Below are 22,864 nucleotides of genomic sequence, written 5' to 3'. Positions count from 1 at the left end.
GCCATGCGTACGCATCCCCGTCCGACGCCGACGCGCTCCCGAGGAACGCCGTGAGCCTCGACACCGCACCGCCGCCGGCATCCGCCGCGGCACCTCTGGCGAACGCGCTCTCCCGCGCCTCGCTGTTGGCGGCATGGCGCGCCGCGCCGCGCGGCTCGCGCGTGGTCTGGCTTCTGGTCGCCGCCTTCGCCCTGTTCGACGTCGTCGCCCTGCTGGCGACCGGCATCCGCCTCGCGCCCGGTCCGTTCCTGCTGCATCTGCTGGCGCCCGTGGCGCTGCTCGGCATCGGCTATATCTACGGCGCCACCGGACGCGGGCCGCGCATCGCCGACACGCTGGGCGCGCTCGGCCAGCTCTTCGCGTTCACGATGGTCGCGGGTCCGGCCAGCTACCTGCTGATCCGCATGGGCCTGCCGATGGTCGACGGCCACCTCGCCGCCGCCGACCGCGCGCTGGGCCTCGACTGGCCGGCCTACGCGCGCTTCACCGACTCGCTGCCGGTGTGGATGCGGATCGCGCTGGCGGCGCTCTACGCCAGCTCGGTGCCGCAGATCATGGCGGTGGCGGCGTTCCTCGGCTTCACCGGCCGCTCGGCGCGGCTGCGCGAGTTCATCGGCGCGCTGGCGCTGTCGGCGCTCGCCGTGGTCGTGCTCGGCGCGCTGCTCCCGGCGCTGGGCGCGCACCACACGCATGGCGTTCCCGACGGCGGCAAGGCGTTCTTCATCAAGGACATCGTCGCCGCCCACGCCGGCGAGACGCGCACGCTCGACCTCTCGAAGCTGACCGGGCTGGTGGTGTGCCCGTCCTTCCACACCACGATCAGCCTGCTGATCATCGCCGCGACCTGGAGCGTGCGGTTCGTCGGCCCGATGGCGCTGGCGGTCAACGCCGCGCTGCTCGCGGGCGTGCCGGTCTACGGCAGCCACCATTTCGTCGACATGCTGGCCGGCGCGGCGCTGACGGTGGCGGTGCTGTGGATCTGGCGGCGCTGGATCGCATCGGCGTAGCGCGCGTCCGCGTCGCGGCCCTTTTCCCGCCCGATTCCGGGCGCTATTAGCGTCCGGATTCCGGCGCTTCCGCCGCCGCCGGTCGGGATGCCATGACCACCGCCGCCGCCGACTATCCCAACGCGCTGCCGCCGCGCCATCAGCTCAACGAGTTCCGCATCGACAGCGTGCTGGGCCATGGCGGGTTCGGGATCACCTATCTCGCCACCGACACGACGCTACGCAAGCAGGTCGCGATCAAGGAGTACCTGCCGGTCGAGTTCGCGGTCCGCGCCGAGGGCGCCACGGTGGCGCCGCGCAGCCGCAAGCTGGCCGAGGACTACCGCTGGGGTCTGGACCGCTTCCTCGACGAGGCCCGCGTGCTGGCGCGCTTCCGCCATCGCAACATCGTGCCGGTGCTGCGCTTCTTCGAGGCCAACGGCACCGCCTACATGGTGATGGAGCACGAGGCCGGCACGCCGCTGGGACCGCTGCTGGCCGGTCCCGGTCGTCTGCCGCCGGCGCGCGTGCGCGCCATCGTCGACGGTATCGCCGACGGGCTGGCGCAGGTCCACGCCGCCGGATTCCTGCACCGCGACCTGAAGCCGTCCAACATCATCGTGCGGCCCGACGGCTCGCCGGTGCTGATCGATTTCGGCGCCGCGCGCGGCGCTGGGCCGGGGTGGCGCCACCCTCACCAGCATCGTCACGCCGCGCTACGCGCCGATCGAGCAGTACGAGGTCGAGGGCGAGCAGGGGCCGTGGACCGACATCTACGGCCTGTCGGCGGTCGCCTACCACGCGATCGCGGGCGCTCCGCCGCCCGAGGCGCCGTCGCGCGTGCGCAAGGATCCCTATCGACCGCTGGTCGAGGCGGGAATCGCCGGCTTCGACCGCGCCTTCCTCGAGTCCATCGACTGGGGCCTGGCGGTGCACGCCGAGGACCGCCCCGCCGACATCGCGTCATGGCGCGCGCGGTTCGGCGTCGCCTCGGCCGCCGCCGCCGATGGCCCCGGCGCCGACAGCGCGGCGCGCACGCGCGTCATGTCCGACCCGATTCCGGCGCGCGCGCGGGCCGCGCAGGCCAAGGCCGCCGCCGCCGAGCCGCCGGTCGCGTCCGCCACGCCGGCGCCGGCCGTGGCCGCGCCGCGCCGTCTTGGTGGCGCGACGCGCGATGGCGGCGACGCGCGCCTTCAGGCTGTGCCTATGGCGTCCGACGCCCCGCCGCCCCGGCGCGCGCGGATCGGCGCCGTCCAGTTGGCGATCGCCGCGGCGGTCATGCTGGTTGCCGGTGGTGGCGCTTGGGCGTTGCTGCGCGGCGGCGACAAGCCGCCGACCACCGAGACCGGTCCCGTCGTGCCGGTCAAGCCGACCGGGCCCACGGCCATCGCCGAGGCGAAGCCCGGCGCCACGCCGTCGGCGGCCGCGCCGAAGCCCGCGGCCGCGCCGGGCGGCGAGACCGACCCCGGCTACGCCATGCCGCGCCTGCCCGCCAAGCCCGAGGCCGGCGCGACGCCGGGCCGGATCGAACCCAAGGGCGAGCCGGTGCCGGTGAAGCCGGGCGGCGCAGAGCCGGGCGTTGCGGGCAAGCCCGGCGCGCCGGGTTCGATCGACGAGATTCTGGGACGCGCGCCCGGCCCCGTCGCCGGCGCGCCGGCCGCGTCCGGCAAGTCCAGCGGGGCGTCGACGGCGACCAACGCGGCGGCGCGCGACAAGCTGGTGGAGACCACACGCCAGGGCGCCACGCGCGCCCAGGCCGAGGCGGAGCGCGCCGAGCTGGCGCGGACCCGGGCGCTGGAACGCGCCGGCGAGGCGCGCATCCGCGCCGCCGAGGCCGGCAAACCCGACCTGCCGGGCGCCGTGTCGGCGACGTTCGAAGGCGGCGGCGGCTTCGTCGGCATCATGGCCGACGGCAAGCGGGCCGGGCTCGGCGTGGCCGAGCTGCCGACCGGCGAGCGGCAGGCCGGCGACTGGAAGGACGACGCGCTCGACGGTCTGGGCACGCTGCGCACCACCGACGGCCGCGGCTACGAGGGCGACTGGCGCGCCGGCGTGCCGGAAGGCGCCGGCGTGTTCGCGCTGGCGCCGGGCGAGCGCCACGCCGGCGAGGTCAAGGGCGGTAAGCCGGAGGGGCCGGGGGTGCGCGTGGTCGGCGCCGGCGCGGGCGCCGCGACGCGCGCCGGCGTGTGGCGCGACGGCGAGCTAGAGGGTCCCGGCGTCGAGACGCTGCCGTCGGGCCAGCGCTACGAGGGCGGATTCCGCGCCGGCAAGCGCCATGGCGCGGGGATCGTCACGGAGCGCGACGGCGCGCGTTTCCATGGAACGTTTGTCGACGGTCTGCCGGATGGCTACGGTGTCGCCGTGGCGGCGGACGGCAAGACCACGTCCGGCACCTGGCGCGCCGGTGAACGGGTCCGCGCCGAGGAATGATCGATCGAGCGAGCGCAGCGGAGCCGGGGCGTTGAGGACCGAAGGGCGGGACATCGGCCGAACTGAACGGACGCGGCGCCGGCGATGACGGCGGTCGTCGCGGCGCTGTTCGCCATCGCGCTGGCGTTGGCGGCGGTCAGCCTGCTGGTGCCGGTGGCCGAGCGCCTGCGCATCCCCCACACCGTGCTGCTGGCCGTCCTCGGCATGCTGCTCGGCGTCGCCGCGACGCGCGTCGACCTCGCGGCCGGCGCCTCGCCGATGGGCGACGCCTTCGACGGCCTGCGCGCGCTGGTCCTCAGTCCCGAGACGTTCCTCTACGTCTTCCTGCCGCCGCTGCTGTTCACCGCCGGCCTGATGATCGACGTGCGCCGGCTGTTCGACGAGATCTCGGCGGTCCTGCTGCTGGCGATCGTGGCGGTGTTCGTGTGCATCGGCGTGGTCGGCGGGCTGGTGCATCTCGCCACCGGCGTCGACATCCACGTCTGCCTGCTGCTCGGCGCGATCGTCTCGACCACCGATCCGGCCGCCGTCATCGGCATCCTGCGCGACGTCGGCGCGCCCAAGCGCCTGTCGATCCTGGCCGAGGGCGAGGCGCTGTTCAACGACGCCGCCGCCATCACCGCCTTCGTCATCCTGATCGACATCCTGGGCGGCCGCGCGCTGGGCAGCGCGGCGTCGCCGGTCTTCATCTTCCTGCGCGAGTTCCTCGGCGGCCTGGCGCTGGGCTTCGTGCTGGCGCAGGGCGCGCTGATGATCCTGTCGCGCCTCGGCGCCTCGTCGGTGGCGGTGGTGTCGGTCACCGTCAGCCTCGCCTATCTCGCCTACATCGTCGGCGACAAGTACATCCACGTCTCCGGCGTGGTCGCGGTCGTGGCGGCGGCGCTGACCCTGGCGGCGGCGGGCCCCACCCGGCTCCAGCCGCGGCAGTGGGAGGCGCTGCAGCACAGCTGGCACCAGCTCGAGTTCTGGGCCAGCTCGATGATCTTCCTGCTGGCCTCGATGGTGGCGGTCAACCTGCTGGCCGGCGTCACGAAATCCCACATGCTGGGCCTGGCGGCGCTCTATTTCGCCGCCTTCGGGGCCCGCGCGCTGGTGCTGTTCGGGCTGCTGCCGGCGCTGGAGGCGCTGGGCCGGGTGCAGCCGGTCGACAACCGCTACAAGACGATGATCGTGTGGGGCGGCCTGCGCGGGGCGGTGACGCTGGCGCTGGCGCTGGTCGCCTACGCCAACCCGCGGCTGCCGCAGGAGGCGCGCGACTTCGTCGCCATCCTGGCGACCCTGTTCGTGATCGCGACGCTGTTCGTCAACGCGCCCTCGCTGCGGCCGCTGATGCGCTTCTTCCGCCTCAACGAGCTGGACGCCACCGACGCCGCGCTGCGCGAGCGCGTCCTGCGCCTGTCGCGCGCCACGGTGGCCGGGCAGGTGCACGAGGTGGCCGACGCCTACGGCGTGGGTCCGACGTCGCGCGCTGCGTGCCGCATCTCGAGGAGGCGCTCGGCGCCGCCGGCGACGACGTCGCGCTGCCGCTCGACAAGCGCGTCGCCTACGCCCTGCGCACCCTGTGCGCGCGCGAGCGCGAGCTCTACCTGGAGCAGTTCGAGCACCAGACCGTCTCGCGCCGCATGGTCGGCCGGCTCGTCCTCGGCGCCGAGCGGGTCCTCGACCGGGTGCGGACCGAGGGCGCCGCCGGCTACGCGCTGGCGCTGCGCGAGGTCGCCGAGTACGGCCGCGCCTTCAAGGTCGCGCTGTGGCTGCACGGGACGTTCGGCTGGGAGGGCCCGCTGGCCGACCGGCTCGCCGACCGCTTCGAGGCGCTGCTGATCGTGCGCGTGGTGCTGCGGGAGCTGGCGCATTTCAACCGGCACGAGGTCGCCGGCCTGCTCGGCGTCGAGGCGCGCGACGAGGCCGCCGCCCGGCTCGAGGAGCGCCGCGACGGCGTCGAGCGCGCCTTGCGGGCGCTGTCGCTGCAGTACGCCGGCTACGCCGAGGCCGTGCGGCTTCAGCATCTGCAGCGCGCCGCCTACCGCCTCGAATCGGCCGAGTACGACCGGCAATGGCGCAACTCCGCGATCAACGCCGAGGTCCACGCCGATCTCGAGAAGGCGATGGACGCGCGCCGCGCCGAGGCGTCGCGGCGGCCGCCGCTGCGGCTGGGCATCGAGCTGACGGCGATGATCGGCCGGGTGTCGCTGTTCGCCGGCCTGTCCCCGGAGGAGGTCCGGGCGGTCGGCCGGCGGCTGCGCGCCCGCATCGCGCTGCCCGGCGAGCTGATCGTCGCCCGCGGCGGCAAGGGCGACGCCATGTACTTCATCGCCGCCGGCGCCGCCAAGGTGCGCCTCGTGGTCGGCGAGGTGGTCCTCAAGGAGGGCGATTTCTTCGGCGAGAAGGCGCTGCTCGACGGCAAGCCGCGCAACGCCGACGTGGTCGCCGAGGGCGTCTGCCATCTGCTCGTGCTCGACGCCCGCGAGTTCAAACGGCTGCTCGACTCGAGTCCCACGATGCGCGCCGAGATCGAGGCCGTCGCCGCGCCCCGGCAAGGGTGATCGCGACCCGTGTGATTTCTGTGAGCGCGCGCTTATTTGTTAGCGATTGGCGCCCTTCCCGGAATCAGGTACAAGTGTGTTGCATTTCTGCAACATTTCCGCCCACCCCCTGCGAGAAGAATTGCTGATGCCGGTCCGTCACTGCGTCGCGTCGTTGTTCTCGGCGGCCCTCGTCCTGGGCGCGTCGGGCGCCGCGATGGCCCAGGCGCCTAAGGCGGCGCCGAAGCCCGCGCCGGCCAAGCCGGTGGTGGTCGCGCCGGCCAAGCCGGTCGTGGTCAAGTCGCTGGCCGCCGCGGTCGCCACGCCGGGCGGCGCCGTCGCCGCGCCCAAGCCGGCCGCCGGCCCGGTCGCCGCCAAGACCAAGGTTGTGACCCCCGCCGGCAAGCCGACCGCCGCCCCGGCCGCGACCAGGACCGCGACCTATGTCGCGCCACGTCCCGCCGCCGCGCCGCAGGCGACCCGCGTCGCCGCCGTCGGCCGTGGATCGGTGCCGACCCCGGCGATGGCCGCGTCGAGCCTGCGGAGCACCCGTTACGGCGCCGTGCCGCGGCCGCCGGTGCCGGAATACGCGCCGTCGCCCGAGAAGCTGCCGCCGCCGCCCGACGACGGCACGCCGCGCACGCTCACCCTGCACAACGTCAACACGCAGGAGACGGTGACCGCGACGTACTGGCGCAACGGCCGCTACGTGCAGTCCGAGATCGACCGCCTGAACGCCGCGCTGCGCGACTCGCGCAACGGCTCCTCGGTCCAGATGGATCCCCGCCTGTTCGACGTGCTGTGGCATGTCCGGCGCAATCTCGGCAGCGATTCCAGCTTCGAGGTGCTGTCGGCCTACCGCTCGCCCGAGACCAACGCCTGGCTGGCCAGCACCAGCCGCGGCGTGGCCTCCGACAGCCTGCACATGCGCGGCCAGGCGATCGACGTGAAGCTGCCCGGCCACAGCGCCTACCAGATCCGCCAGGCGGCGCGCGGGCTGGGCCTCGGTGGCGTCGGCTACTACGCCCGTTCCGGCTTCGTGCACCTCGATACCGGCGACGTGCGCTACTGGTGAGCGCCCGGCGCCGCGCCGGTCCGACACGTGCAGGGCCGCCCCTCGGGGCGGCCCTTTCTCGTTGTGGATCAAAGGCTCGGGCGCTATTGCGGAAATGTCACACTACCGAGGATTTGCGCCGCGTGGCCGGTGAGGCGGGGCCGCGACTATTGGCGGCGCGGATCGGCCCGGCTATTTTCGCATTCGGATGGTCGTGCCGGTCGTGTCCCGGCGCCGCCATCGGGGATTTCGAGGGGAGATGCGGACATGAAGCGGATTCTCGTGGCCGGCGCCACGCTGGGCGCGCTGATGGCGGGCGCCGCGCAGGCGCAGGTGCAGACGATGACGCCGGGCTTCTTCGGCTACATCGATGGCCAGTACGCGGTGAAACCGGGCGGCGGCATGGTCGCCAATACCTTCGGTGGCGTCGCGTCGCGCGCGAGCGTCGGCGATGGTTTCGGCGGCGGCGCGAAGCTGGGCTACGCGTTCGGTGGCGGCTGGGATGTCGCGATCGCCGGCAGCTACCTCGACTACACGAAGGGCAAGGCCCAGCCGTTCCCGGCTTGCGGCGCGACCTCGGTCCAGATGCCGGACGGCAAGCTGTGGACCGCCGATCTCGAGGGCGGCTACACGATCTCCGGTCCGGGCTATGGCGTGCGGCCGTTCATCGGCGCGCGATACGCGCAGTGGGACGCGAAGCTGAACGACAGCTGCAACGCGCGCACCGACGATATCAAGAGCTACGGGTTCGGTCCGCGCGTCGGCGCGGATGCCTCGCTTCGGCTCACCGACTCCTTGAGCCTGACCGGCGGCGTCGCGACGTCGTTCCTGTTCGGCAAGGTCAAGGACCGCACGACTCTCGGCAGCAGCTCCGACAGCCGGATGATCTGGGAGGTCGGCGGCCGCATCGGCATCGACTGGGAGATCGCGCCGCTATGGCACCTCGCCGCCGGATATAAGGCGACGTACTGGGACGGCCTGATGAGCAACCAGTGCTGTGGCGCCGCCGCTCCGAACATCGTTGGTGGCGGCCGGTCGGGTCTTTTGGAGCACGGCCCGTTCGTGCGCCTGGCGTACAACTGGGGCGCGCCGCCGTCCGGTCCGGAGGCGCCGAAGCCGCCGGTGGCGAGCGGCAAGAAGAGCTACATCGTGTTCTTCGACTTCGACCGGGCGCTGATCACGCCGACGGCGGCGACGACGATCAAGCAGGCGGCGGCCGACGCCAAGGCCGGCAAGAGCACGCGCCTCGATGTCACGGGCCACGCCGACAAGTCGGGCGGCGACGCCTACAACATGGCGCTGTCGCTGCGCCGCGCGAACGCTGTGAAGGACCAGCTGGTGCGCGAGGGCATTCCGGCGAACCAGATCGCGGTGGTGGGCCGCGGCGAGAGCATGCCGCTGGTGCAGACCGCGGACGGCGTGCGCGAGCCGCAGAACCGCCGCGTCGAGATCGTCCTGAACTAAGCCGGTCACCCACCGGAACGCGAAGGGCCGCCCGTCGGGGCGGCCCTTTTCGTTGGGCCCGACGTCGCCCGCAGACGCTGTGGCAAATCCGCAACACCTCGGCAAATTCGGTGCCCGCCCGCGGATTCCGCCCAGATTCCAATGGCTAGCGCCGTCGCCTCCGGATATTTTCACGGTCGAGTTCGCACGCCGGTCGCGTCGGGGCGCGGTATCGGTTTTCGTTAGAGGGAGAGACGGCATGAGGAAGCTGATGATGGCGGGCGCCGCGGTGGCGGCGCTGTTCACCGGAACCGCGCAGGCGCAGGTCCAGCAATCGGGCTTCTTCGGCTCGATCGACGGTTTCTACTGGTTCACCGGTGGCTCGGGCGGCATCAATTCCGGCAACGGCTTTCTCAGCGGCATCACATTCGTACCCGGTGACGGCTGGGGCGGCAGCGCCCGCCTCGGCTACCGTTTCGACGGCACCGCTTGGGATGTCGCGCTCGGCGGCAAGTACGGTGACCTGAAGGCCGGCAAGCGCCGCGGTGGCGGCGTCAACGATTTCGGTGTCGACGACGCCAAGACGTGGAACGTCGATCTCGAGGTCGGCTACAACATCACCGGCCCGGGCTGGGGCGTCCGTCCGATGCTCGGTGTGCGCTACCAGCATTGGAAGCACGACATGGGGTACCACCCCGACGCGCCGCCGGGCTGCTGCTTCAACGATAACAAGGCCTATGGCGTCGGCCCGCGCGTCGGCTTCGACGGCACGCTGAACCTGGCCGGCCCCGTCAGCGTGTTCGGCGGCTTCGACTTCTCGGTCCTGTTCGGCCGGACGAAGTCGAGCGGCGGCCCGATCGTCAACTCCGGCAAGGACAGCCGGACGATGTACAATTTCGACGGCCGCGTCGGCCTCGATTGGGAGATCGCGCCGCTGTTCCACATCGCGGCCGGCTACCGGCTCGACATCTCGAGCGGTACGTTCTTCAAGAACGAGGGCTTCGTGCCGCAGAGCGGCCGTGGCGAGCGTGTCGAGCACGGCCCGTTCGTGCGCTTGGCGTACAACTGGGGCGCGCCGCCGTCCGGTCCGGCGCCGGTCCAGCCGCCGAAGGTGGCCGGCAAGAAGAGCTACATCGTGTTCTTCGACTTCGACCGCGCCCTGATCACGCCGACGGCGGCGACGACGATCAAGCAGGCCGCGGCGGACGCGAAGGCGGGCAAGAGCACGCGCCTCGATGTCACGGGCCACGCCGACAAGTCGGGTGGCGACGCCTACAACATGGCGCTGTCGCTGCGCCGCGCGAACGCGGTGAAGGACCAGCTGGTGCGCGAGGGCATCCCGGCGAACCAGATCGCCGTCGTGGGCCGCGGCGAGAGCATGCCGCTGGTGCAGACCGCCGACGGCGTGCGCGAGCCGCAGAACCGCCGGGTCGAGATCGTCCTGAACTAAGCCGGTCACCCACCGGAACGCGAAGGGCCGCCCCTCGGGGCGGCCCTTTCTCGTTGGGGCTGGCGCCGGCCGGCCCGCCTGTTGCCGGAATGCCACATCTCCGGAGATTCCGACGGCGCGACCGGTAATTCAGGCTCCGGCGGTTGGCCCCCGGGGCCGGTTCCGTTATTCTCGCGGATGGATTGTCGCCCCTGCCGTGCCGGGGGCGTCATGCCGTGTGATCCGGGGAGAGGGGTTCCGATGAAGAAGGTTCTACTGGCCGGCGCCGCGATGGGTGCGCTGATGGCCGGCGCGGCACAGGCGCAGGTGCAGCAGCCGGGCTTCTTCGGCTCGATCGACGGGTTGATGGCGTTGAAGTCCAACTCCGGTGGCACCGCGTCCTTCGATATCACCAACGGCGCGCGCAAGGCGACGCCTGGCACCGGCTTCGGCGCCGAGGGTCAGATCGGCTACCGCTTCGACGGCACGGCGTGGGACGTCGCGATCGGCGGCCGGTTCATGGATTTCCGCCGCGGCGATGCGCAGCCCGCCGGCGTCAGCACGACGACCGTCACGGACGCCAAGCTGTGGAACGTGGATGGCGTGGTCGGCTACACGATCAGCGGCCCCGGTTACGGCGTGCGGCCGTTCGTGGGCGTGCGCTACCAGCGTAGCACCGCCGACATCCTGCACCAGCCCGCCGGTCCATTCGCGTCCGAGACCAAGGTGTGGGGCATCGGCCCGCGGATCGGCGTCGATGGCTCGCTGCGCTTGATGGAGACGGTGAGCCTGTTCGGCGGCATCGACACGTCGTTCCTGTTCGGCAAGGCCAGATCCAACCCCAACGCGGCGCTCGCCGGCATCGGCGGCAACAGCGGCAACACGGGCCGGATGGTCTGGGACATCGGCGGTAAGATCGGCCTGGACTGGGAAGTGGCGCCGCTGTTCCACATCGCCGCCGGCTACCGGGTGGAGTGGATCGACGGCAACATGTTCACCTACGCGGCGACCGACCTGTTCGTCTCCCAGTCGCCGCGCGGGCGTAGCGGGCAGCTCGTGCACGGTCCGTTCGTGCGTCTGGCCTACAACTGGGGCGCGCCGCCGTCGGGCCCGATGGCACCGAAGCCGCCGGCGGCGACGGGCAAGAAGAGCTACATCGTGTTCTTCGATTTCGACCGCGCCGTGATCACGCCGACGGCGGTGAACACGATCAAGCAGGCCGCGGCGGACGCGAAGGCCGGCAAGTCGACCCGTATCGACGTGACGGGCCACGCCGACAAGTCGGGCGGCGACGCCTACAACATGGCGCTGTCGCTGCGCCGCGCGAACGGGGTGAAGGACCAGCTGGTGCGCGAGGGCATCCCGGCGAACCAGATCGCGGTGGTCGGCCGCGGCGAGAGCATGCCGCTGGTGCAGACCGCCGACGGCGTGCGCGAGCCGCAGAACCGCCGCGTCGAGATCGTCCTGAACTAAGCCGGTCACCCACCGGAACGCGAAGGGCCGCCCCTCGGGGCGGCCCTTTCTCGTTGGGGCCGACGACAGCCGGCCCGGATGTTGCCGGAATGCCACGTCTCCGGGGATTCCACCGCGCTTGGTCGGGGAATCATGATCGGTCGTTGGCGCGGCGGTCCGGCTTGGGTATTTTGACGCGGTGATTTTCGGCGCCGGGCCGTGACCGGGGCGGATGGGCGCAGGGGGAGAGAGCGGCATGAAGCGGATGTTGATGACCGGTGCGGCGCTGGGCGCGCTGCTGGCGGGCGGTGCGCAGGCGCAGGTCCAGCAGCCGGGCTTCTTCGGCTCGATCGACGGGTTGATGGCGTTGAAGACGCAATCCGGCGGCACGTCGTTCTTCGACGTCACCAACGCCACCCAGAAGGCGCAGCCCGGCGTCGGGCTGGGCGCGCAGGGGCAGATCGGCTACCGCTTCGACGCCACGGCGTGGGACGTGGCGATCGGCGGCCGTTTCATGGACTACCGCCGGGGCGATTCGCGCGGTGGCGGCGCCACGGTCACCACGGTGACCGACGCGCAGGTGTGGAACATCGATGGATCGGTCGGCTACACGATCAGCGGACCGGGCTACGGCGTGCGGCCATTCGTGGGCGTGCGCTACCAGCGCAGCACGGCGGATCTCACCCACACGGTGGGCACCCCGTTGGCGTCGGAGACGAAGTCGTGGGGCATCGGCCCGCGGGTGGGTGTCGACGGCGCGCTGCGTCTGACGGAGTCGGTCAGCCTGATCGGCGGCGTCGAGACGTCGTTCCTGTTCGGCAAGATCAAGTCGAATCCCGACGCGGCGCTGGTCGGCGTCGGCGGCAACAGCGGCAACACCGGCCGTCTGATCTGGGACATCGCCGCCCGGGCGGGCCTCGACTGGGAGATCGCGCCGCTGGTCCACCTCGCCGCCGGCTACCAGGTCGAGTGGATCGACGGCAACATGTTCAGCGTCCTTATCCGCGACGTTGGCGGGGCGGGCTCACCGCGCGGCCGCAGCGGCACGTTGAACCACGGCCCGTTCGTGCGTCTGGCGTACAACTGGGGCGCGCCGCCGTCGGGACCGGCGCCGGTCCAGCCGCCGAAGGTGGCCGGCAAGAAGAGCTACATCGTGTTCTTCGACTTCGACCGGGCGCTGATCACGCCGACGGCGGCGACGACGATCAAGCAGGCCGCGGCGGACGCCAAGGCCGGCAAGTCGACCCGCCTCGATGTCACCGGCCACGCCGACAAGTCGGGCGGCGACGCCTACAACATGGCGCTGTCGCTGCGTCGTGGAAACGCTGTGAAGGACCAGCTGGTGCGCGAGGGCATCCCGGCGAACCAGATCGCGGTGGTGGGCCGTGGCGAGAGCATGCCGCTGGTGCAGACGGCCGACGGCGTGCGCGAGCCGCAGAACCGCCGCGTCGAGATCGTCCTGAACTAAGCCGGTCACTGACCGGAACGCGAAGGGCCGCCCCTCGGGGCGGCCCTTTCTTTGGGTCCTGTGCCGGTCCCGCCGGCGCGTTGCCGGAATGCCACATCGGCGGGGATTCCGCCGCGCTTGGTCCAGGAATCATGATCGGTCGTTGGCGCGGCGGTCCGGCTTGGGTATTTTGACGCGGTGATTTTCGGCGCCGGGCCGTGACCGGGGCGGATGGGCGCAGGGGGAGAGAGCGGCATGAAGCGGATGTTGATGACCGGTGCGGCGCTGGGCGCGCTGCTGGCGGGCGGTGCGCAGGCGCAGGTCCAGCAGCCGGGCTTCTTCGGCACGATCGACGGCCTGTACAATCTGCCGCCCGGGCATTCGTCGAGCATGGCGGTTTCCGGCTTACCAACCGCCTCGGACAAGACCAGCCTCGGTGATGGTTTCGGGGGCAAGGCGAAGCTGGGATGGCGCTTCGACGGCGCCTGGGACATGGCCCTCGGCGGCGGCTACCAGGACTACAGCAAGGGCAAGATCGGGCGGAACACGAACCCGGTCCTCTGGCGGCTCGACGACGGCAAGATCTGGAACGTCGACCTTGAGGCCGGCTACACGCTGTCGGGTCCCGGCTGGGGCGTGCGTCCGTCGCTGGGCGTGCGGTATCTGCAGTACAAGCAGAAGGCGTCGGAGCCGACCTTCGGCATCTCCGACCGCGTGAAGAGCTGGGGGGCCGGCCCGACGATCGGGGTCGACGGCGCGTTGCGCGTCACCGACAGCGTCAGCTTGATCGCCGGACTGAACACGGCTTTCCTGTTCGGCAAGGCCAAGGATACGCACTCGGCGGCGGGTCTTGGCGCCACGACCAATCGCGGCCGCATGTTCTGGCAGATCGGCGGCCAGGTCGGTGTCGATTGGGAGATCGTGCCGCTGGTGCACATCGCCGCCGGCTACCGCGCGATGTACAACGACGGCGTGATGTTCGACGCGGCTCTCGCGCCGAGCGGGTTGTTCGCCTCGGGGCGCAGGGCCGCAGCGGGCTTCTCGAGCACGGCCCGTTCGTGCGCCTGGCGTACAACTGGGGCGCGCCGCCGTCGGGACCGGCGCCGGTCCAGCCGCCGAAGGTGGCCGGCAAGAAGAGCTACATCGTGTTCTTCGACTTCGACCGGGCGCTGATCACGCCGACGGCGGCGACGACGATCAAGCAGGCGGCGGCCGACGCCAAGGCCGGCAAGAGCACGCGCCTCGATGTCACGGGCCACGCCGACAAGTCGGGCGGCGACGCCTACAACATGGCGCTGTCGTTGCGCCGGGCGAACGCGGTGAAGGACCAGCTCGTCCGCGAGGGCATCCCGGCGAACCAGATCGCGGTGGTCGGCCGCGGCGAGTCGATGCCGCTGGTGCAGACCGCTGACGGCGTGCGCGAGCCGCAGAACCGCCGGGTCGAGATCGTCCTGAACTAAGCCGGTCACTGACCGGAACGCGAAGGGCCGCCCCTCGGGGCGGCCCTTCTTCGTTGGGTCCTGTGCCGGTCCCGCCGGCGCGTTGCCGGAATGCCACATCGGCGGGGATTCCGCCGCGCTTGGTCCAGGAATCATGATCGGTCGTTGGCGCGGCGGTCCGGCTTCTGTACTTTGACGCGGTGATTTTCCACGCTGGGCCGCGTCCGGCCGGAACAGGCGTCGAGGAGAGAGTTGCATGAAGCGGATCTTGATGACCGGCGCGGCCCTGGGCGCCCTGACGGCGGGCGTGGCGCAGGCGCAGGTGCAGAGCGGTCCGGGCTTCTTCGGGTCCATCGACGGCATGTACGCCATCAAGAACAACGCCGGCGGCACGGCGTTGCTCGACAATGTCGTCGACGACCGCGCCGCGCCCGGCGCCGGCTTGGGCGGTGCGCTTCAGCTGGGTTACCGCTTCGAGGGCGCGTGGGATATCGCGCTGGGCGGCCGCTACATCGACTTCAAGCGCGGCGACGCGCAGGCGACCAACGGCTTCTCCACGCGGATCACCGACGCCAAGGTGTGGAACGTCGATCTCGACGCCGGCTACACGATCTCGGGCCCGGGCTACGGCGTGCGGCCGTTCATCGGCCTGCGGTACCAGCGCGCGACCTACGACATCTCGGACGCGGTTCTGGGGCTGGCCAGCGACGTCAAGGCCTGGGGCGTCGGTCCCCGGATCGGCGTCGACGGCTCGCTGCGTCTGACGGAGTCGATCAGCCTGTTCGGCGGTATCGACACCGCGTTCCTGTTCGGCAAGATCAAGTCCGAGCACGGCGCGGCGCTGGCGGCGATCCGGCCGAACGACAAGACGTCGCGGATGTTCTGGGACATCGGCGCCAAGGCCGGCCTCGACTGGGAGGTCGCGCCGCTCTTCCACATCGCGGCCGGTTACCGCGTGGAGTGGCTGGACGGCGTCGCCTACTCGTTCATGACGAACAACGGCGCGGTCGCGGGTCCGCAGGGCCGCAGCGGCTTCTTGAACCACGGCCCGTTCATCCGCTTCGCGTACAACTGGGGCGCGCCGCCGTCGGGACCGGCGCCGGTCCAGCCGCCGAAGGTGGCCGGCAAGAAGAGCTACATCGTGTTCTTCGACTTCGACCGGGCGCTGATCACGCCGACGGCGGCGACGACGATCAAGCAGGCCGCGGCGGACGCCAAGGCCGGCAAGTCGACCCGCCTCGATGTCACCGGCCACGCCGACAAGTCGGGCGGCGACGCCTACAACATGGCGCTGTCGCTGCGCCGCGCGAACGCGGTCAAGGACCAGCTGGTGCGCGAGGGCATCGCGGCGAACCAGATCGCCGTCGTCGGCCGTGGCGAGAGCATGCCGCTGGTGCAGACCGCGGACGGCGTGCGCGAGCCGCAGAACCGCCGGGTCGAGATCGTCCTGAACTAAGCCGGTCACCCACCGGAACGCGAAGGGCCGCCCCTCGGGGCGGCCTTTTTCGTCGGACGGGTGCCGGGCATGGCGTTCCGGCCACACCGCGACGAAAAAGCGCCGCCGGCGGGTGAATCTTGTGGCGCCGGCAACGGCTTGCGGTATTTTTATCGTCGGGTGTCATATCGGGGCCGGGTGCGAACGCGGCCTGTTTTCGAGGGGGAGATCGTGATGCGGAAATTTCTGGTCGCCGGCGCGGCGCTGGGCGCCCTGACGGCCGGCGCCGCGCAGGCGCAGGTGCAACAGCCGGGTTTCTACGGGTTTTTGAACGGCACCTACATCGTCGATGGCGACCTGAAGAACGTCTACGTGTCGCCCCAGCTTGGCGGCCAAGGCGCCGGCGTCGGCGACGGTTTCGGCGGTCGCGGCCAGCTTGGCTACGATTTCGGCGGTTGGGATGTCGCCGCCGCGTTCGAGGGCGCGTTCCTGTCGCGCGGCCCGCGCCAGGCGTCGTACTCGGCCAGTACCGCCACGCACGCGCTGGACGGCGGCGGGTTCTGGATGGTGGACGGCGAGGTCGGCTACAACATCCGCGGCCCGGGCTACGGCGTGCGGCCGTTCGTCGCCGTGCGCTACGCGCGGTGGAATCTGAAGGACGACGACGGTCAGGGCGGCGCGTTCACCGCGAAGATGACCAGTTGGGGCGTCGGCCCGCGCGTCGGCGTGGACGGCTCGCTGCGGCTCACCGAGTCGATCAGCGTGTTCGGCGGGCTGGGCGCGAGCGCGTTGTTCGGCAAGACGAAGACGGCGGCCGGCGGCACGGCGGGCGTCGGCTCGGTCAGCGACAGCCGCGTGATCTGGGAGTTCGATGGCAAGGCTGGTTTGGACTGGGAGATCGCGCCGCTGTGGCATCTCGCGGCCGGCTACCAGTTCTCGGTCTGGAACGGCGTGACCCCGAAGCAGGAGTACAACGGCTTCGGCGCGGCATTGAACGCCGGCCGGACGGATCGTCTCATCCATGGCCCGTTCGTGCGCCTGGCGTACAACTGGGGCGCGCCGCCGTCGGGTCCGATGGCGCCGAAGCCGCCGGTGGCGAGCGGCAAGAAGAGCTACATCGTGTTCTTCGACTTCGACCGCGCGCTGATCACGCCGACGGCGGCGACGACGATCAAGCAGGCGGCGGCCGACGCCAAGGCCGGCAAGTCGACCCGCCTCGATGTCACCGGCCACGCCGACAAGTCTGGCGGCGACGCCTACAACATGGCGCTGTCGCTGCGCCGCGCGAACGCTGTGAAGGACCAGCTGGTGCGCGAGGGCATTCCGGCGAACCAGATCGCGGTGGTGGGCCGCGGCGAGAGCATGCCGCTGGTGCAGACCGCGGACGGCGTGCGCGAGCCGCAGAACCGCCGCGTCGAGATCGTCCTGAACTGACGATCGACGCAAGGCGACGACACGAAGGGCCGCTCCTTGGAGCGGCCCTTTCTCATTGGCGCGACCATCACGCGACAGGCGCCGCCGGACTTGCGTGCGGCGCCGTCGCGGACGACCATCGCGGCGGAGAGGGACCGCCGATGACCCAGGACACGTGGCTCGAGGTGGCGTTGAACGGCCCGTGGTCGCGCCGTCTGCAGCCCGAGATCCCGGTGACCGCCGACGCGATCGTCGAGGACGCGGTGGCCTGCGCGGCGCTCGGCGCGGCCATCGTGCATTTCCACGCCTACGATCCGGCGACCGGCCGGCAGCGCGACGACTACGAGATCTACGCGCCGATCATCGAGCGCATCCGCGCCCGCGTCGACGTCGTCTGCTATCCGACGATCCCGTTCGCCGGCAACGCCGATTCGCCGCGCGCGATGACGGCCGCCGCGCGCTTCGCCGCCGTCGAGAAGCTGCTCGCCGCCGGGTTGATCGAATGGGCCGTGGTCGATCCCGGCTCGACCAACCTCGTCCACTTCGCCGACGTCGCCGCGGGCCGCGCCGGATTCGTCTACGCCAATCCCGAGGCGCATATCCGCCACGGGCTGGCGCTGGCGCAGCGCCACGGCATGACGCCGTCCTACGCGATCTACGAGCCGGGCTTCCTGCGCCTGGGCGCCGCGCTGCGCCGCGCCTATCCGGGCGCGCCGGAGCCGATCTACCGGCTGATGTTCTCGCGCGACATGGCGTTCGGCTTCCCGGCCGAGCCCTGGGCGGTCGAGGCGTATCTGCATCTGCTCGCCGCCGAGGCGCCGGGCGCGCCGTGGATGGTGGCCGGGCTCGGCGTCGAGATCGCGCCGCTGATCGGGATCGCGGTGGCGCGCGGCGGCCACGTGCGCGTCGGGCTGGAGGATTCGCCGCTGGGCTGCGCGAGCGACAACCGCGCGCTGGTGGCCGACGCGCGGCGGCGGATCGAGGCGGCCGGCGGACGGCTGGCGTCGACCGCGGAGATGCGCGCGGCGCTGTCGGCGCCGGCGCCGCGATGACGCCGCCGGCGGATCCCGGCCGCGCCGCGCCGATCATCGCGTGGCTGCTCGAGGCCGGCGGTTCGGACGCCACCGACATGGCGATCGTCGACGAGCTCGCGCGGCGGCTGGTCGACGCCGGCGTGCCGGTCTCCCGCGTGTGGCTGGCCAGCGAGGTGCTCGATCCCACGATCGACGCGCGCGCCCTGCGGTGGCTGCCGCGCGAAGGCGCGACGCGGCTGCAGGTCAGGCGCGCCGAGAGCGCCGTCAACCGGCGCGACATCGCCGAGAGCCCGTTCCGCCACATGCTCGACCGCGGCGAGACCGAGTTCCGCGCGCGGCTCGAGCCGCCGGCGCCGGAGTCCGCGTTCCCGGCGCTGCGCACGTTCCGCGCCGAGGGCGCCACCGACTATCTCGCGCTCGCCGCGCCGATGGCGGCCCGCGCGCGCTTCTCCGACGTCGGCACCATCGTGGTGTCGGTCACCACCGACCGGCCCGGCGGCTTCGGCGATTCAGATCTCGCGCTGCTGCGCGCGGTGTGGCCGGCGGTGGCGCTGGTGTCGCAGATGCGCGGCGTGGTCGGCACCGCGCGCACGCTGCTCGACACCTATCTCGGCGCCGACGCCGCGCGCCGCGTGCGCGCCGGCAACGTCGAGCGCGGCCGCGCCGAGCCGATCCGCGCCGTGGTGTGGTTCAGCGACCTCGTCGACTACACGCGGCTGGCCGACTCGATGGCGCACGACGCGACGCTGGCGCTGCTCAACGACTACGCCGGCATCGTGGTCGACGCGATCGACGCCGCCGGCGGCGACGTGCTGAAGTTCATCGGCGACGGCGTGCTGGCGATCTTCCGCGACGCCGATCCCGCCGTCGCCTGCCGCCGCGCGCTGGCGGCGTGGCGCGCCTGCGAAGCCGGGATCGCCGCGCTCAACGTCCGCCGCGCCGCCGACGGCGCCGCGACGACGCGGCTGCATCTGGCGCTGCACGAGGGCGAGTTGATCTACGGCAATTTCGGCGGCGCGCGGCGGCTGGACTTCACCGTGCTCGGCGCCGCCGTCAACGAGGCCGGCCGCATGGGCGCGCTCAGCCGCACGCTCGACCAGGACGTCGTGCTGTCGGACGCCTTCGTCGCGGCGTCGGGATCGCCGGCGGCCTTCGTGTCGCTGGGCCGCTACGCGCTGCGCGGCGTCGGCCGTCCGCAGGAGCTGCACACGCTCGATCCGACGGCGGCGGCGCCGGCGCCGTCGGCCGCGGCGGCCGCGCCGTGAGCGGCGTCATCGAGGTGGTCGAGGGCGACATCACGGCGCTCGACGTCGACGCCATCGTCAACGCCGCCAACACCACTCTGCTCGGCGGCGGCGGCGTCGACGGCGCGATCCACCGCGCGGCGGGCCCGGCGCTGCTGGCCGAATGCCGGACGCTGGGCGGCTGCGCCACCGGAAGCGCCAGGATCACGGCGGGCTACCGGCTCATGGCGCGCCACGTGATCCACAGCGTCGGCCCGGTCTGGCAGGGCGGCGGCCGGGGCGAGCCGGCGCTGCTGGCGTCGTGCTACCGCGAGTCGCTGGCGCTGGCCGCCGCGCACGGGCTGCGCTCGGTCGCGTTCCCGGCGATCAGCACCGGAATCTACGGCTATCCGCGCGAGCCCGCGACGCGCATCGCGGTGGCCGAGACGCGTTCGTTTCTGGCGGCAGATCGCGGCGTCGAACGCGTGGTTTTCTGTTGTTTCGACGCGCCGCTGGCGGCGCTCTACCGCGCGATGATCGCGGCGGCAGGCTGAAGAAATTGTACCCGTACAACAAGAGTCAACGATATCGTTGACGATAGCAAGCGTCACGCTGAATTCGACGCGATGGGGTGACGTATAACCATTGCCGGATATGCATCGGATCGATTCTTGTCGATTCGGAATGAGCATATACTTGGAGTTTTGTATATTGTATTTTGCATACAATATACAAAACGGCTTGCACGCGGGGTCCGGCGTCTTGCAACGGGCCGTCCGTCCCGAAATGCCGGGCGGCGCCGGCGATCCATCGGTCGCTTAAAGAGTCCTCGCTGCGCTCGGAATGACGATCAGGGTCCGATACCGACGTGTCGTCGCCCTTGGGACCAGAGGCGCCTTGCGGCGGGGCGGCGCGGGCGATCCATCGGTCGCTTAAAGAGTCTTCGCTGCGCTCGGAATGACGGTCAGGGTCCGATACCGACGTGTCGTCGCCCTTGGGACCAGAGGCGCCTTGCGGCGGGGCGGCGCCGGCGATCCATCGGCCGCTAAAAGATTCCTCGCTGCGCTCGGAATGACCGAGGGACGGGGGCGCCCACGGGCTGGCGCGAAACCCGTTCAGCCGGCGATCGCGCGGATGAAGGCGGCGCGTTCGCCGGGGTCGTCGAGCGCCGCCAGCGCGCCCCGGTTCCACGCGACCGCGACCAGCCGGGACGGCGCCGCCAGATCACGCACGGCGTCGAGCAGCGGGCCCAGCCCGGCGCCGCCCTGCGGCACCACATCGACGCCGGTCAGCGCCCCGGCGGCGTCGACGTGCAGCACCAGTGCGCCCGACCCGTCCGCCCCGAACGCCGTCGCGCCCGCCGCGACCTCGACGTCCGAATAGGTGCCGGTCTCCACCCCGTCGTAGGCCGGCGCGACGCGCCGCAGCCGCGCGGCGGCGGCGGCGGCGCGCAGACCGAGATCGCCAAGGCGGGCCGGCGCCGGCGGCCGGACATGGATGTCCGTCCAGCCGAGCCCGTCGGGCGCCTCGTGCGCTGCGGCGAAGGCGTCGATGCGGCGCAGCTCCTCGGCGCACCACGCGCGCGCCGCTTCCGGCAGCAGCTCGACGTCGCCCATGTCGTCCTCGTGGACGTAAAGCACGCGGCGCGGCGGCGGCGCGGCGACGGCGCCGCGCAGGCGGGCGAGGAGGCGGCGGAGCGGGGTCATCTTGCGTCCGGCGGTGGGCGCGACCGGCCATCCGCCGCCGCGGCGCCGCGATGGTAGCATGCGATGATCGACCGTGTGGCCGGACGGAGCGCGGCCGGCCGATCCGCCGCCACCGCGCTGCCTTGGCGTGCGAGGATCGACACGATGGCCGGCCGGAGCGTGGGCGGCCATACGCCGCCGCGGCGCCGCGATGGTAGCATGCGAAGCTCGACCGAGTGGCCGGCGGTGGGCGCGGGCGGGACCGTCCGCCGCCACAGCGCCGCCATGGTAGCATGCGAGGCTCGACAGGGTGGCCGGCCGGAGCGCGGCCCGCCCGCAGGAGGCATCGCATGCGCGTCTGGCTCGTCGCCGCGTCCCTAGCCCTCGCGTCGCCCATCCTCGCGCCATCCGTCGCGTCGGCCTGCGGCGATGTCCGCACCTGGGTCGAGTCCTACGAGCGGCCCAACGCCACCGACACCAACCGCCGCACGGCGCTGGCCGAGCTGTCGGGCGTCTGCGGCAAGTCGGCCGACGCCGAGCTGCAGCGCCGCGTGCGCGACGTGTTGTTCGACGGCGAGCGGCGGGCCTACGAGCCGGCGCTGCTGCGCGGCGTGCTCGAGGCGCAGCGCTGCCTGCCGGCGGTCGAGCGCACGCCCGAGCTGACGCGGCTGATCACCGCGACCAAGGCGCGCTGCCGATGAGCGCGCTGGCGCCCGGCGCGACATCACCGATGCGGGCGATGGGACTCGCGCTCCCGGCCGCTCCCGTGGCGAGGATGATCGCGCTCGCGGCTTCCCCCACGGTGAGAACGATCACGCTCGCCGCCGCGCTCTGCCTCGCCGCGTCGGCGGCCGGGGCGGCGGATCTCGACTGCGGCTTCGACGGCGAGGGCGGCCGCGGCGCGCTGTCGTGGCGCGTCGGCGGGCCGGCGACGCTGAAAGTGGACGACGGCGGCGCCGTGCCGCCGCTGTCCTGCGCGCTGCCGGCGGTCGGCGCGCGCGCGTTCGAGGACGGCGCCTTCCCGCGGCTGGTGTTCGAGTTCGACGGGACGGCGTGCCGCGACGGCGCCGCGTCGCGCCACCGCGCCGCGCCCAAGGTGGTGGTCGTCGTCTATCCGGCGCAGGGCGAGCGCGGCCTGCTGTTCTGGCGCGCGGGCGAGGGCCCGGTGGAGTGCCGGACCCTGACGCTGGCGCAGGCCGCCAGGCGCGCCTCGGGCTGGCCGGCCGCGACGCCGCCGCACGGCCGCTGGATCGGCGAGCCGCAGCCGCCCGCCGGCCCGAACACGCCGCCGCGGCCGACCCTGACGCTCGACCCCTCGGGCCGCGCCTATGGCGACGCGGGCTGCAACGGCTTCGAGGCGACGTTCACGCGCGACGGCGGCGCGATCCGATTCTCGGGGTTGAGGCGCACGACCGAACAGGTCTGCGCCTCGGTGGTGCTGACCGAGACCGAACGGCGGACGATGGAGTTGCTGGCGGCGGTGACGCGCTGGTCGACGGGGCCGGGCGGCATGCTTGTGCTGTCCACCGACGACGGGCGGTCGCTGCGGTTCATCGAACGTGGCAAGTAGCGCGGGGCGATCGGGAGGGCGCGGTGCGTTGGCGGAGCGGGACAAAATGCGCGGCCGGCGGCAATGTCTCTTCGATGGCGGGCGGCCCGTCTCTTTGATGGCTTGCGGCGCTCCATGGTGTGGAGCCCGCCACGCCTCTCCCGTCATCCCGAGCGGAGCGCCATAGGCGCGCAGTCGAGGGATCTTTCCTCGCCGCGGGATCGCGCCAAGATCCTTCGACTACGGCGCTACGCGCCTCCGCTCAGGATGACAGTGGAGAGGACGGCGCCACGCCGGCAACGGCGACGGCGACGGCGACGGCG

17 protein-coding genes and 1 pseudogene are annotated in these 22,864 nt (G+C 72.2%); 17 read left to right on the top strand and 1 reads right to left on the bottom strand.

Going from position 1 to position 22,864, the window contains the following annotated elements; translation table 11 throughout:
• Positions 1 to 50: 50 nt before the first annotated feature.
• The 15 genes and pseudogenes from IPK81_09145 to IPK81_09075 all read left to right on the top strand — a co-directional run bounded on the left by IPK81_09145 (position 51) and on the right by IPK81_09075 (position 19,861).
• A complete protein-coding gene (locus IPK81_09145) occupies positions 51 to 1,007 on the top strand; it encodes a phosphatase PAP2 family protein (GenBank protein QQS14307.1) in 957 nt (318 codons plus the stop codon).
• Between the two features lie 92 nt (positions 1,008 to 1,099).
• A pseudogene (locus IPK81_09140) lies at positions 1,100 to 1,663 on the top strand (serine/threonine protein kinase).
• Positions 1,664 to 1,826: 163 nt separating this feature from the next.
• Complete coding sequence (locus IPK81_09135) at positions 1,827 to 3,416, top strand: hypothetical protein (GenBank protein ID QQS14306.1); 1,590 nt, start codon at positions 1,827 to 1,829, stop codon at positions 3,414 to 3,416.
• A gap of 84 nt (positions 3,417 to 3,500) precedes the next feature.
• Positions 3,501 to 5,237: a sodium:proton antiporter gene (locus tag IPK81_09130; protein ID QQS14305.1), complete on the top strand. Its 1,737-nt coding sequence runs from the start codon at positions 3,501 to 3,503 to the stop codon at positions 5,235 to 5,237.
• An 849-nt stretch (positions 5,238 to 6,086) separates the two neighbouring features.
• Positions 6,087 to 7,013: a DUF882 domain-containing protein gene (locus tag IPK81_09125; GenBank protein QQS14304.1), complete on the top strand. Its 927-nt coding sequence runs from the start codon at positions 6,087 to 6,089 to the stop codon at positions 7,011 to 7,013.
• An 861-nt stretch (positions 7,014 to 7,874) separates the two neighbouring features.
• Positions 7,875 to 8,456 (top strand): OmpA family protein, encoded by a 582-nt coding sequence (locus tag IPK81_09120; protein ID QQS15028.1) that lies wholly within the window; start codon positions 7,875 to 7,877, stop codon positions 8,454 to 8,456.
• A gap of 238 nt (positions 8,457 to 8,694) precedes the next feature.
• Entirely contained in the window at positions 8,695 to 9,885 is a 1,191-nt protein-coding gene (locus IPK81_09115; GenBank protein ID QQS14303.1) for an OmpA family protein, read from the top strand.
• A gap of 969 nt (positions 9,886 to 10,854) precedes the next feature.
• Positions 10,855 to 11,337 (top strand): OmpA family protein, encoded by a 483-nt coding sequence (locus IPK81_09110; GenBank protein ID QQS15027.1) that lies wholly within the window; start codon positions 10,855 to 10,857, stop codon positions 11,335 to 11,337.
• Positions 11,338 to 11,572: 235 nt separating this feature from the next.
• On the top strand, positions 11,573 to 12,784 hold the full coding sequence (locus IPK81_09105) for an OmpA family protein (protein ID QQS14302.1): 1,212 nt from the start codon (positions 11,573 to 11,575) through the stop codon (positions 12,782 to 12,784).
• 860 nt (positions 12,785 to 13,644) lie between these two features.
• Positions 13,645 to 14,223 carry an OmpA family protein gene (locus tag IPK81_09100; protein QQS15026.1) on the top strand — a complete coding sequence of 193 codons (579 nt, stop codon included), beginning with the start codon at positions 13,645 to 13,647 and terminating at the stop codon, positions 14,221 to 14,223.
• Positions 14,224 to 15,190: 967 nt separating this feature from the next.
• Positions 15,191 to 15,658: an OmpA family protein gene (locus tag IPK81_09095; protein QQS15025.1), complete on the top strand. Its 468-nt coding sequence runs from the start codon at positions 15,191 to 15,193 to the stop codon at positions 15,656 to 15,658.
• Between the two features lie 213 nt (positions 15,659 to 15,871).
• Positions 15,872 to 17,071, top strand: coding sequence for an OmpA family protein (locus IPK81_09090; protein QQS14301.1), 1,200 nt, complete (start codon positions 15,872 to 15,874; stop codon positions 17,069 to 17,071).
• Positions 17,072 to 17,211: 140 nt separating this feature from the next.
• Positions 17,212 to 18,102, top strand: coding sequence for a 3-keto-5-aminohexanoate cleavage protein (locus tag IPK81_09085; GenBank protein QQS14300.1), 891 nt, complete (start codon positions 17,212 to 17,214; stop codon positions 18,100 to 18,102).
• Positions 18,099 to 19,349 (top strand): adenylate/guanylate cyclase domain-containing protein, encoded by a 1,251-nt coding sequence (locus IPK81_09080; GenBank protein ID QQS14299.1) that lies wholly within the window; start codon positions 18,099 to 18,101, stop codon positions 19,347 to 19,349. The genes IPK81_09085 and IPK81_09080 overlap by 4 nt, the downstream gene beginning before the upstream one ends.
• On the top strand, positions 19,346 to 19,861 hold the full coding sequence (locus IPK81_09075) for an O-acetyl-ADP-ribose deacetylase (GenBank protein QQS14298.1): 516 nt from the start codon (positions 19,346 to 19,348) through the stop codon (positions 19,859 to 19,861). Before IPK81_09080 ends, IPK81_09075 begins: the two co-directional genes overlap by 4 nt.
• 561 nt (positions 19,862 to 20,422) lie before the next feature.
• Here the strand turns inward: IPK81_09075 and IPK81_09070 are convergent.
• Entirely contained in the window at positions 20,423 to 21,013 is a 591-nt protein-coding gene (locus IPK81_09070) for a hypothetical protein (GenBank protein QQS14297.1), read from the bottom strand.
• 329 nt (positions 21,014 to 21,342) lie between these two features.
• Here IPK81_09070 and IPK81_09065 point away from each other — a divergent pair, with 329 nt between their 5' ends.
• Positions 21,343 to 21,693, top strand: a complete 351-nt coding sequence (locus tag IPK81_09065; protein QQS14296.1) for a hypothetical protein — start codon at positions 21,343 to 21,345, stop codon at positions 21,691 to 21,693.
• A 101-nt stretch (positions 21,694 to 21,794) separates the two neighbouring features.
• Positions 21,795 to 22,562, top strand: coding sequence for an META domain-containing protein (locus IPK81_09060; protein ID QQS14295.1), 768 nt, complete (start codon positions 21,795 to 21,797; stop codon positions 22,560 to 22,562).
• Positions 22,563 to 22,864: the final 302 nt, after the last annotated feature.

It is taken from the genome of Rhodospirillales bacterium (assembly GCA_016699855.1).
In the GTDB taxonomy this organism is placed as follows: domain Bacteria; phylum Pseudomonadota; class Alphaproteobacteria; order Reyranellales; family Reyranellaceae.
The sequence above is the reverse complement of the archived record's forward strand: the minus strand, read 5'-3'. Positions and strand labels throughout refer to the sequence as shown.

Bases quoted from the DNA above. Each gene is read 5' to 3' on its own strand.
- IPK81_09110 (QQS15027.1), top strand. From the start codon at position 10,855: ATGTTCACCTACGCGGCGACCGACCTGTTCGTCTCCCAGTCGCCGCGC.
- IPK81_09080 (QQS14299.1), top strand. From the start codon at position 18,099: ATGACGCCGCCGGCGGATCCCGGCCGCGCCGCGCCGATCATCGCGTGG.
- IPK81_09095 (QQS15025.1), top strand. From the start codon at position 15,191: ATGACGAACAACGGCGCGGTCGCGGGTCCGCAGGGCCGCAGCGGCTTC.
- IPK81_09105 (QQS14302.1), top strand. From the start codon at position 11,573: ATGAAGCGGATGTTGATGACCGGTGCGGCGCTGGGCGCGCTGCTGGCG.
- IPK81_09130 (QQS14305.1), top strand. From the start codon at position 3,501: ATGACGGCGGTCGTCGCGGCGCTGTTCGCCATCGCGCTGGCGTTGGCG.
- IPK81_09085 (QQS14300.1), top strand. From the start codon at position 17,212: ATGACCCAGGACACGTGGCTCGAGGTGGCGTTGAACGGCCCGTGGTCG.
- IPK81_09070 (QQS14297.1), bottom strand. From the start codon at position 21,013: ATGACCCCGCTCCGCCGCCTCCTCGCCCGCCTGCGCGGCGCCGTCGCC.
- IPK81_09125 (QQS14304.1), top strand. From the start codon at position 6,087: ATGCCGGTCCGTCACTGCGTCGCGTCGTTGTTCTCGGCGGCCCTCGTC.
- IPK81_09090 (QQS14301.1), top strand. From the start codon at position 15,872: ATGCGGAAATTTCTGGTCGCCGGCGCGGCGCTGGGCGCCCTGACGGCC.
- IPK81_09065 (QQS14296.1), top strand. From the start codon at position 21,343: ATGCGCGTCTGGCTCGTCGCCGCGTCCCTAGCCCTCGCGTCGCCCATC.
- IPK81_09120 (QQS15028.1), top strand. From the start codon at position 7,875: ATGATCTGGGAGGTCGGCGGCCGCATCGGCATCGACTGGGAGATCGCG.
- IPK81_09115 (QQS14303.1), top strand. From the start codon at position 8,695: ATGAGGAAGCTGATGATGGCGGGCGCCGCGGTGGCGGCGCTGTTCACC.